Genomic DNA, 9863 nt, shown 5'->3' on the forward strand with positions numbered 1-9863 from the left:
CATCTGTCGCACAATCTTTGTGCGGTATTGCCGTTGGATTTTTTTCAGAAACGCAGTCCGCTGCACCCTGCTTTCTTCGATAAAAAATACCGTACTCCCTGCACGGAATACGGTATCTGCATGCAGCAACAAAAAGCGGGAATAACAGCGGCTCTTATACCCGAATCAGTCTGCCCTCCTGCAAGTCCAGTTCTGCCAGCTGTTTCATGACATAATGCATCTTCTTTCCTGTGACATTGCGGGGCAGTTCGCTGACAAACCGGTAATAATGCGGGCGTTTATAATTCGCCAGCAGCGGGCTTTCCTTGCAGTAACGTTCCAGTTCCTGTGCTGTCAGCGACGGGTCTGCAGCGATCACATAGGCGGTGACGATCTCGCCACGCCTGCTGTCCGGTGCTGCCGTAACAATGCAGTCCTTGACTGCGGGGTGCAGGTTCAGCACTTCTTCCACTTCCACCGGATAAATGTTTTCTCCGCCGGAAATGATCATATCGTCTTTTCGTCCTACAATGTGGAAATAATGGTTCTCGTCCCATGTACCCAGATCATTGGTATAGAAAAAGCCGTCATGGAACCGCCGGCGAGTTTCCGCAGGGTTTCCGAAATAGAACGCCGCCGACTTGGCATTGGAGCGAATGATGACTTCTCCCACCTCGCTGCCGTCTGTCACTGCAAGGTCATCCGGCTCTGCCACACGGTCCTCATATACCTTTATCACACGCACATCATCATCAACGCAGGAACGCCCTGCACTGCCTGCCATTTCCGGCAGGTCGTCCGGTCGGAGGAACGTGTTCCAGAACGTTTCTGTCGTACCATAGCCGTTGAAAATCCGCTTGGTCAGAATCTTCTGATAGCGGATACAGTCTGCCCGTTCCAGCGGGCTGCCCATGGTGACGATGCCATGCAGGCTACTCAGGTCACGGGGCTGTTTCTGCTGTGCTTCTGCCAGCAGTTCCAGCACGTTGGGAACGCCGATGAGAAATGTCAGTCCGTACTGCTGTACCATGTCCAGTGTCTTTTCCGGCTGGAATTTCCGCTGGATAATCACAGTACCGCCGGCGTACAGCGTCGGTGTAATGCCGCCGGAGTGCAGCCCGCCGCGATGAAACCACGGTGTAGTGTTCATGGAACGGTCGGTAAACGAAAACGGGAAATGGATCATCACATCATGGGCGGAAAGCACCTCGTTGATGCTGGTCAGGCATACGCTTTTCTGTTTGCCGGTGGTACCGGAGGTGAACAGCCGCAGGGTTTCATCATAGACAGACAGTTCCCATGGCAGCTCCGGTTCAGTTGCGGGACAGTCTGCGGTGAAGCCAGCGTAGGCATGGGCTGCCCTGGCATCTGTGGTCAGCAGAATCTGCGGGGCGTGTGCCGTCCGCCGCAGTGCCATGTCCACTTCCGCCTGTGTTTCCGGCTCCAGCAGGAACACCTTGGGACGGCTGTTGTCCATACAGTCTGTAATTTCCTTGGCAGACAGACGGAAATTCACCGGACAGAATACCATGCCGGTCTTATGGCAAGCCAGATAGGCGAACACGAATTCCGGACAGTTGTGCAGCTGTACCATGACAACATCGCCCTTTTGCAGTCCGGCACGGAGCAGGGCGTGCGAAAACCGGTTTGCCTCTGCATTCAGCTGTGTGTACGTCCAGACGGTTCCGCTCTCCGGTTCTATCAGGGCTTCCCGATCACCGAACCGTGCCACATTCCGCAGAAAACCGTTCCGCCATGTGTAGCCGTTTTCAAACTGCTGCCGGAACGCCTCCATCGCACGCTGCTTTTCGTCCAGAATGCGTTTCTGCCGCACCTGCTGCAAAAATTGTTCCAGATGTGCCGTGGCTCTTTCCAGAGCCTCTGCTCCGGCAGGGACAGCTTCAGCAGCCAGAATCATTTGCTCCATTTCCCGCAGTGCTGCCATTTCGTGCTGTTTGACACTGCTTTTGCGGGAGGTATGGCTGCCGGTGCGAAAAATGGTTTCGGTATATTCTTTGCGGTACATGGCGAAGTCCTCCTTCGATCAGAATGTGAAATATGCGGTGCCGTAGCTCAAACCGCCGCCGAATCCGGACAGCATCATGGTCTGTCCCCGTTTTACGCTGCCGCTGCGGACACAGTCGTCCAGTGCAATGGCGATCGATGCCGCAGAGGTGTTGCCGTATTCGCCGATGTTCAGAAAGAACTTTTCCATCGGTTCTTTCAGCTGCTTGGCTGCTGCCTGCAAGATGCGGGCATTCGCCTGGTGGCAGACATAGCAGTCCGGATAGCTGCCCACTTTCTCCGCCACACGCTGGATACTGCCGGAGAGTGCCTGCACGGCAAAACTGTACACGGCTCTGCCCTGCATGCTGACGAACTGCTCTGCCGGTTCTGGCAGATTCTCGGCAAAGGGGTTTGTATCGTGATAATACTTCGGACAGTACAGCACTTCTGTGTTGCCCTCTGCTCCGCAGTCAAAGGCATAGCGGCTGTTTTCGTCCAGCGTGATTACCGCTGCACCGGCACCGTCCCCGAACAGGACGCAGGTGTTCCGGTCAGCAAAATTGGTAACACGGCTCAACACTTCGCTTGCCACTACCAGAGCATATTTTTTTTCCGGCATGCTGCACAGCAGAGAACGGGCGGTGTGTACTGCGTAGAGGAATCCGGTGCAGGCTGCACAGATGTCAAAGGCAAACACCGTTTCCGGCAGTCCCAGTTCCTTTTGCAGCATGCACGCCTGCGACGGAACGATATTGTCCGGCGTAATGGTGGCACAGATGACTACGCCAATTTCTTTTTTAGAGATGCCAGCCATTTCCAGTGCCTTTTCTGCGGCTTCCATGCCCAAAGAAAGATTCGTTTCCTTGTCTGCAAAATGCCGGTTGGAAATGCCGGTGCGGGTGCGGATCCATTCGTCGTTGGTTTCTACGATCGTTGCCATGTCATCGTTGGAAATCTTCCGTTCCGGCACGCTGCTGCCGGTGCCGCAGATGCGAATGCCAATGTCCTGTGTGATTTTCATATAGGGTTCCTCGCTTTCATGTTGTTGCAGTACTTAGTATACCCTTTTTACGGAATAGAATCCACCTATTCCCACAGAAACCGGCTCTACCGTTTTGAGAATTTCCGAATGCTGGTGTATATTCACACAAAAAAGGCATGGTACAGGTGTACCATGCCTTTTTTCGTTATATTTCAAATATAATATTTGTTAAAAACAGCGGTATTGTCTTTACTTTTTCCGCGGAAACGGATAGGGAATCAGCCACTGGTGCTTTGCCGCACACCGCCAGAAATAGCAGAGGACTACCGGCAGTTCCAGCACACCAGCCAATGCAAACACCACCGCCGCACCGGAAATGGTGTGAAACGTCACAAAGACAGAGAGAGCCCCTGCCCAGATGATGCCGGTTATGGCAATGAAGATCCATGCCCGTTCCCACCACAGGCTGGCAAAAATCAGGAACACCACAAACGAACCGGCAAGAGCGTAGCACAGCACTCTGCCGTCCCAGAGATCTGCCACGCTCGGTGCGAGGTACTGGAACAGACAGATCAGCAGAAATGCCACCAGCCAAACGCCGGCTACGGACAGTAGAGTGATGAAAAAGTGCTTCCAGCGGAATCTACCGTAAGTAGAATCTACCGATTTTGCGTCACTTTCCGGCTCTACCGACAATTCCGGCTGGGGCTTCGGCGGATAGATCAGTTCGTCCACAGAAACGCCGAAAACTTCCGCCAGCTGCACCAGTGTCGGCACATCCGGAATGCCGTCGCCCCGTTCCCATTTCGAAATGCTCTTGTCAGAATAGTTGATCTTCTCCGACAGATCAATTTGTGTCATGCCCAGCTGCTTCCGATATTTTGCAATGTTTCCGGCAATGGTTTTCCGCATATTTTCCTCTGTCATTCCAAAGGCCCCTTTCTGTAAAATTCCAAAGTGCTCTTATCCATGCATCATTGCAGATGTAAAGGCAACAACGCACCTTACACACAAGCTTTGTGCGGTGTTGCCTAAAATCATTCGTAGAATCAAAAGTATTATAGCATAAGAAAAAGTTATTTTGGTGAAATTCTTATGAATCTTCATACCGGAAAAAGTCTCTTGACAAACGGCAGAAATCATGTTATACTGATAGCAGCTTCAGGGTACTGTGCAATTCAGAACCGGCAGTGAACGGCGATATGCCGTAGTCTGCGAGCCAGTGTGGAACTGGTTGATTCGGTGAGATTCCGAAACCGACGGTAAAGTCCGGATGAGAGAAGCCACGCAGCAAATACGATGTGTTTCCCCCATAACCATGAATCCATACAGCTCCCGCAGAAAAGCGGCTGTCTGATTTCGCCCTGTTGTGCTTCTGGCAAAACAGGGCGTTGTTATTTTTCGGAGGTGTTTTCATGACAGAGCATTCTTTTTACATGGAGCGTGCCATACAGCTTGCCAAGCGTGGCACCGGCTTTACCAATCCCAATCCGCTGGTAGGTGCTGTGATCGTCAAAGATCACCGCATCATCGGCGAGGGCTGGCATGCCCGCTATGGTGACCTGCACGCAGAACGAAACGCCCTGAAGAACTGCACGGAGGATCCTGCCGGTGCGACCATGTATGTCACACTGGAGCCATGCTGTCACCACGGCAAGCAGCCGCCCTGCACCGAAGCACTGGTGGAAAGCGGCATTCGGCGGGTGTACATCGGTTCCCGCGATTTCAATCCGCTGGTATTCGGCAAGGGTGTGCAGTATCTGGAAGAACACGGCATTGAAGTGATTCCGGATTTCCTGCGGGAAGCCTGTGATAAACTGAACCCGATCTTCTTCCGGTATATTGGCACCAAAATGCCCTATACCATTTTAAAATATGCCATGACTGCTGACGGCAAGATCGCCTGTGCCGGCGGGGCTTCCAAATGGGTAACTGGCGAAGCTGCCCGTGCCCATGTTCAACAGACCCGAAAGCGGGTGGCTGCGATCTGTGTCGGCATCGGCACAGTACTGGCAGACGATCCTCTGCTCACCTGCCGCTGTGAGAATCCTTCCCAGCCGGTACGGGTGGTACTGGATACCCGCCTGCGAATCCCCATGGAGAGCCGGCTGGTGCAGACTGCCAAGGAAGTGCCGGTCATTGTCTTTTGCTATGCTCCGGACAAGGACAAAAAGGCGGCTCTGGAAGCGGCAGGCGTTACCGTACTGGAGGCAAAGTTGCTGCCCAAGGAAGAACTGGACGAGTTGTTCATGCGGCTCGGCGAATTTCAACTCTCCAAGGAGGAACTGAACGGCAGACACATCTCCCTGCGAAACTGTCTGGAACAGCTGGGACAGCGTGGGCTGGACAGCGTGCTGATTGAGGGCGGTGCGACCATTCACGCCGCAGCATTGCAGGAAAATTGCTGTGATCTGGTGCAGGTTTACGTGGCACCGAAGCTGTTCGGCGGCGACGGTCTGTCCCCCATTGGCGGCATGGGCATTACCACACCGGACAAGGCTGTCCTGCTGTCCGAACCCACCATTACCCGTCTGGGACAGGATCTGCTTCTGGAATATACCAGAAAGGAGCAATTTTAAGATGTTTACCGGAATCGTAGAAGAAATGGGGACTGTGCGGCGGCTGAACCAGTCCCCCAACCGGTGCGAACTGGAACTGTCCGCCACAAAGGTGCTGGAGGGGACGCAGATCGGCGACAGCATTGCCGTGAACGGCGTTTGCCTGACGGTGATTCGCATGGACAAAGACCACTTCACAGCAGATGTGATGCCAGAAACCCTGCGGCGGAGCAATCTGGGGCAGCTGAAAACCGGCTCGAAAGTGAATCTGGAACGTGCCATGGCGGCGGACGGCAGATTCGGCGGGCACATTGTCGCCGGACACATTGACGGCACGGGAACAATCCGTTCCATGCAGCCGGAGGGCAACGCAATGCTAGTGACGATCAGTGCCACACCGGAACTGCTCCGGTATGTGGTGGAAAAAGGCTCCATTGCCATTGACGGCATCAGCCTGACAGTGGCAAAAGTTTCCCACACGGATTTCACTGTGAGCCTGATCCCACACACCGGTGAGGAAACCACCCTGCTGAAGCATCGCTCCGGTGAGATCGTCAATCTGGAAACCGACATCATCGGCAAGTATGTGGAAAAGCTGATGCAGCCGAAAAGCGGCGGTGTCACTATGGAACTGCTGCAACAGAACGGATTTTTTTAAAGGAGATACATATGCGGCATATCATTTGTTTTCACAATCCAGAAGAAGAAAACGGCTATCTCAGCAACTGGTATCCCTCGCCGTTCGAGAAAGACGGCATTTCCTTTGCCCACATGGAACAGTACATGATGTACCAGAAAGCCCTGCAATTTCAGGATACCGAAATTGCACAGCAGATTCTGCAAACCGACAACCCCGGCAAGGTCAAGGCGCTGGGGCGGAGCGTCCGGAACTATGTGGACTCCCGGTGGAGTGCAGTCCGGCAGCAGATCGTCTGCGAGGGGCTGCTGGAAAAATTCCGGCAAAACCAGTCGCTTCTGCAAGAACTGCTGGCAACTGCACCGCATCTGCTGGCAGAATGTGCGGTACACGACAGGATCTGGGGCATCGGACTGTCCATGACAGACAGCGACCGTTTTTCTCCGGAAAAATGGCGTGGACAAAATCTGTTGGGTTATACACTGATGCAGGTACGGGACGAACTATCCAAATAAGGAGGTCATTTCTATGGCAATTACATATAACACCATTGAAGAAGCTTTGCAGGACTTGCGGAACGGCAAGTGCATTCTGGTAACAGACGATCCGGATCGGGAAAACGAGGGCGACCTCATCTGTGCCGGACAGTTTGCCACCACGGAAAACGTCAACCTCATGGCAAGTGCCGCAAAGGGGCTGATCTGCATGCCCATGAACCATGACAACATTGTCCGGCTGGGACTGACGCAAATGGTTTCTCACAACACCGACAACCATGAAACCGCGTTCACCGTTTCCATTGACCATATCGACACCACCACCGGTATTTCCGCAGTGGAGCGTGGTCTGACAGCCCGCATGGCAGCCGATCCGGAAGCACACCCCGGCGACTTCCGCCGTCCGGGACACATGTTCCCGCTGGAGGCCAAGCCCGGCGGCGTTCTGGAACGGAACGGGCACACCGAAGCAACTGTAGACCTGCTCCGGCTCGCCGGACTGACACAGGTGGGACTTTGCTGTGAGATCATGGACGATGACGGCACCATGATGCGTGGCGAAAAGCTGGCAGACTTTGCAAAACAGCACGGGCTGTCCTTTATCACCATTCGGGAACTCCAGCACTACCGCCGGAATCATGACAACTTCGTGGAAGAAGTGGCACGGGCAGAACTGCCCACAGTCCACGGACATTTCCAGATGTTCGGTTTCCGCAACACCATCAACGGGGACGAGCATGTGGCTCTGGTCATGGGTGATGTGGCAGACGGCAAGCCGGTATTGTGTCGGGTACACTCTGAGTGTCTGACTGGTGATGTGTTCGGCTCCTGCCGGTGCGACTGCGGCGAACAGCTGAACCGTGCACTGGACATGATCCACGCAGAGGGACGGGGCGTTCTGGTCTATCTGCGGCAGGAAGGCAGAGGCATTGGTCTGCTGAACAAGATTCGGGCGTACAAGCTACAGGAAGACGGACTGGATACCGTAGAGGCAAATATCAAACTGGGATTTGCACCGGACCTGCGGGATTACAGCGTAGGTGCACAGATCCTGAAACATCTGGGGGTAACTTCTCTGCGGCTGATGACCAACAATCCGGAAAAGATCGCAGAGCTGGGCGAATACGGGCTGACTGTTGCCGAGCGTGTTCCCATCGACATTCCGGAAAAGCCGGAGAATCTGCGGTATCTCAAGACCAAGCAGTTCAAAATGGGTCATTATCTACACTTTTAAGGGGATTTGTCTATGAAAATCATTTATAGTAGTATGCTTCCTCTGCTGGCAGCTGTCTGTGTATGGACAAGCGGCTGCGGCTCGCTGGAGTCCGCTGTGGAATCTTCCACAACAACCGCAACTACTGCTACAGAAACGACAACAGAAACGACAGAAACTACTGTTGCGGAAACCACTACAACATCTGCAACAGAAACCACTACGACGTCTGCAACAGAAACTACTACAGCATCCGCAACAGAAATTGCTACAGAAATTGCTGCAATACCAACAACAGAAGCTACGGACGATGCTGCGACAATAGAAGTGTTCGCCTGCACTGCCGGCACGTGGTATATGGACGGAGATCCCGATACGGCTTCTCTGGTCATGGACGGTGAAGGCGGTGTGGCTGCCTACTACGCCACCGGCAATCTGGAATACAGCGGTTATCTGGAATGCACCGATGCGACATCAGGAACATACGCCATTTATCAGGACAGCGGCGAATATGTTACAGATTTTACCTTTGATGATGCGGACACATTTCACATCAACAGCAACTGGGGACCTGTGACATTCCGCCGGACTTAGGGCAATACCGCATCAGCGTTTCCTTAGACGTTGTCCACAGAAAGGAAGTGATTCCCCTGCACCTATTATTCTGTATCAACCGCAATTTTTGCTGGCAGCTGGTACAATGCCTGCGTTCTGTGGTACGATTTCCCTGTTCGGAGGGCTACACCGTCCATGTGCTGCACTCCGATCTAACAGCGGACGATCTGCAACAGATACAGCAGAAGGTTCCGGAAGCGGAAATTCTGGGGGTGTCCATAGACGAAACCTTTTTTCAGGACTTTCCGGAAACTGACCGCTATCCCAGGCAAATCTACTACCGCATCTTTGCGGCTCAGTTTTTACCGGCAGAATTAGACCGTGTGCTGTATCTGGACACCGACACGATCGCAATTCAGCCGCTGGACGACCTGTACCACAAGGCATTTGACGGTGCAAGCTATATTGCCTGCACCCACGTGCGTGCTCTGTTCAACAAGATGAACTGCCTGCGGCTGGGCATTGCGGAAGATGTGCCCTACATCAACACCGGTGTCATGGTGCTGAACCTGAAACAGCTTCGGCAGCAGCAGACCACCGAGGACGTGCTGGCATTTGTCAGCGATAAGAAAAACCGCCTGCTCCTGCCGGATCAGGACATCATCACTGCTCTGTACGGCAAGCAGATTCAGCTGGCGGACAGCTATCGCTACAATCTGAGCGATCGTATTCTGGCAATGTACAACGCCAGACACCCGAACGAGATCCGCAGTATCGACTGGGTCAGACAAAACACCAGCGTCATTCACTACTGCGGTAAAAATAAACCATGGAAGTCCGGATACGTCGGGAAACTGGGTATCTTTTATCAGGAACTTCTCGAAACTGAAAACAACAACGGAGGTACAAGAACATGAAAACACTGGAAGGCATGTATGACGGCAAAGGGCTGAAAATCGCGATCGTTGCATCACGTTTCAACGAATTCATCACCACCAAGCTGGTGGGCGGTGCAGAGGATTGCCTGCTGCGGCACGGCACCGACGGCGACGACATCACACTGGCATGGGTACCGGGAGCATTTGAGATCCCGCTGGCTGCCAAGAAGCTGGCATTCTCCGGCAAGTATGATGCGATTATCTGCGTCGGTGCAGTGATCCGCGGTTCCACCAGCCACTACGACTATGTTTGTGCAGAAGTTTCCAAGGGCATTGCACAAGTAGGACTGGAGTCCGGTCTGCCGGTACTGTTCGGCGTGCTGACTACCGACACCATTGAACAGGCAATCGAACGTGCCGGCACCAAGGCAGGCAACAAGGGCTATGACTGTGCCATGTCCGCACTGGAAATGGTCAGCCTGTTCAAGAACGCCTGAAAACGAGAAACGAGGCACTTTCCACATTGTTGAGGCAATACCGCACAAAGATTGTGCGAC

The 9863-nt window shown here is 53.5% G+C and carries 10 protein-coding genes and 1 riboswitch; of the genes, 7 read left to right on the plus strand and 3 right to left on the minus strand.

Translation table 11 applies throughout. The features are described from left to right. Nucleotides 1-154 precede the first annotated feature (154 nt). The 3 genes from RUMCAL_RS02510 to RUMCAL_RS14325 form a co-directional block, all read right to left on the minus strand. Nucleotides 155-2005, minus strand: coding sequence for a class I adenylate-forming enzyme family protein (locus tag RUMCAL_RS02510; RefSeq protein ID WP_021680896.1), 1851 nt, complete (start codon nucleotides 2003-2005; stop codon nucleotides 155-157). Nucleotides 2006-2023: 18 nt separating this feature from the next. Continuing rightward, nucleotides 2024-3007 (minus strand): beta-ketoacyl-ACP synthase III, encoded by a 984-nt coding sequence (locus RUMCAL_RS02515; protein ID WP_021680897.1) that lies wholly within the window; start codon nucleotides 3005-3007, stop codon nucleotides 2024-2026. Between the two features lie 210 nt (nucleotides 3008-3217). Then, a complete protein-coding gene (locus RUMCAL_RS14325; protein WP_021680899.1) occupies nucleotides 3218-3895 on the minus strand; it encodes a helix-turn-helix domain-containing protein in 678 nt (225 codons plus the stop codon). Between the two features lie 226 nt (nucleotides 3896-4121). Next, nucleotides 4122-4257: riboswitch (FMN riboswitch) on the plus strand. 126 nt (nucleotides 4258-4383) lie between these two features. Between RUMCAL_RS14325 and ribD the strand changes: the two genes are divergently transcribed. Genes ribD through ribH form a run of 7 tightly spaced genes read left to right on the plus strand, consistent with a single transcriptional unit; the run spans nucleotide 4384 to nucleotide 9803 of the window. After that, nucleotides 4384-5547 (plus strand): bifunctional diaminohydroxyphosphoribosylaminopyrimidine deaminase/5-amino-6-(5-phosphoribosylamino)uracil reductase RibD, encoded by a 1164-nt coding sequence (gene ribD / locus RUMCAL_RS02525; RefSeq protein WP_021680901.1) that lies wholly within the window; start codon nucleotides 4384-4386, stop codon nucleotides 5545-5547. Nucleotide 5548: 1 nt separating this feature from the next. Further along, nucleotides 5549-6184, plus strand: a complete 636-nt coding sequence (locus RUMCAL_RS02530; protein WP_021680902.1) for a riboflavin synthase — start codon at nucleotides 5549-5551, stop codon at nucleotides 6182-6184. Between the two features lie 11 nt (nucleotides 6185-6195). Next, on the plus strand, nucleotides 6196-6678 hold the full coding sequence (locus RUMCAL_RS02535) for an NADAR family protein (RefSeq protein ID WP_021680903.1): 483 nt from the start codon (nucleotides 6196-6198) through the stop codon (nucleotides 6676-6678). A 13-nt stretch (nucleotides 6679-6691) separates the two neighbouring features. Beyond that, the gene (locus tag RUMCAL_RS02540) at nucleotides 6692-7894 is read left to right on the plus strand and encodes a bifunctional 3,4-dihydroxy-2-butanone-4-phosphate synthase/GTP cyclohydrolase II (protein WP_021680904.1); all 1203 of its coding nucleotides are present in this window, start codon (nucleotides 6692-6694) and stop codon (nucleotides 7892-7894) included. A gap of 12 nt (nucleotides 7895-7906) precedes the next feature. Beyond that, on the plus strand, nucleotides 7907-8467 hold the full coding sequence (locus RUMCAL_RS02545; RefSeq protein WP_021680905.1) for a hypothetical protein: 561 nt from the start codon (nucleotides 7907-7909) through the stop codon (nucleotides 8465-8467). Nucleotides 8468-8514: 47 nt separating this feature from the next. Next, nucleotides 8515-9345, plus strand: coding sequence for a glycosyltransferase family 8 protein (locus RUMCAL_RS02550; RefSeq protein WP_278245026.1), 831 nt, complete (start codon nucleotides 8515-8517; stop codon nucleotides 9343-9345). Continuing rightward, nucleotides 9342-9803: a 6,7-dimethyl-8-ribityllumazine synthase gene (ribH, locus tag RUMCAL_RS02555; protein ID WP_021680907.1), complete on the plus strand. Its 462-nt coding sequence runs from the start codon at nucleotides 9342-9344 to the stop codon at nucleotides 9801-9803. Before RUMCAL_RS02550 ends, ribH begins: the two co-directional genes overlap by 4 nt. The last annotated feature ends 60 nt before the right edge of the window (nucleotides 9804-9863 follow it).

Source organism: Ruminococcus callidus ATCC 27760 (assembly GCF_000468015.1).
Classification (GTDB): domain Bacteria; phylum Bacillota; class Clostridia; order Oscillospirales; family Ruminococcaceae; genus Ruminococcus_C; species Ruminococcus_C callidus.

Coding starts and splice junctions, on each gene's coding strand:
- RUMCAL_RS02510 (WP_021680896.1), bottom strand. CDS start 2,005: ATGTACCGCAAAGAATATACCGAAACCATTTTTCGCACCGGCAGCCAT.
- RUMCAL_RS02515 (WP_021680897.1), bottom strand. CDS start 3,007: ATGAAAATCACACAGGACATTGGCATTCGCATCTGCGGCACCGGCAGC.
- RUMCAL_RS14325 (WP_021680899.1), bottom strand. CDS start 3,895: ATGACAGAGGAAAATATGCGGAAAACCATTGCCGGAAACATTGCAAAA.
- ribD (WP_021680901.1), top strand. CDS start 4,384: ATGACAGAGCATTCTTTTTACATGGAGCGTGCCATACAGCTTGCCAAG.
- RUMCAL_RS02530 (WP_021680902.1), top strand. CDS start 5,549: ATGTTTACCGGAATCGTAGAAGAAATGGGGACTGTGCGGCGGCTGAAC.
- RUMCAL_RS02535 (WP_021680903.1), top strand. CDS start 6,196: ATGCGGCATATCATTTGTTTTCACAATCCAGAAGAAGAAAACGGCTAT.
- RUMCAL_RS02540 (WP_021680904.1), top strand. CDS start 6,692: ATGGCAATTACATATAACACCATTGAAGAAGCTTTGCAGGACTTGCGG.
- RUMCAL_RS02545 (WP_021680905.1), top strand. CDS start 7,907: ATGAAAATCATTTATAGTAGTATGCTTCCTCTGCTGGCAGCTGTCTGT.
- ribH (WP_021680907.1), top strand. CDS start 9,342: ATGAAAACACTGGAAGGCATGTATGACGGCAAAGGGCTGAAAATCGCG.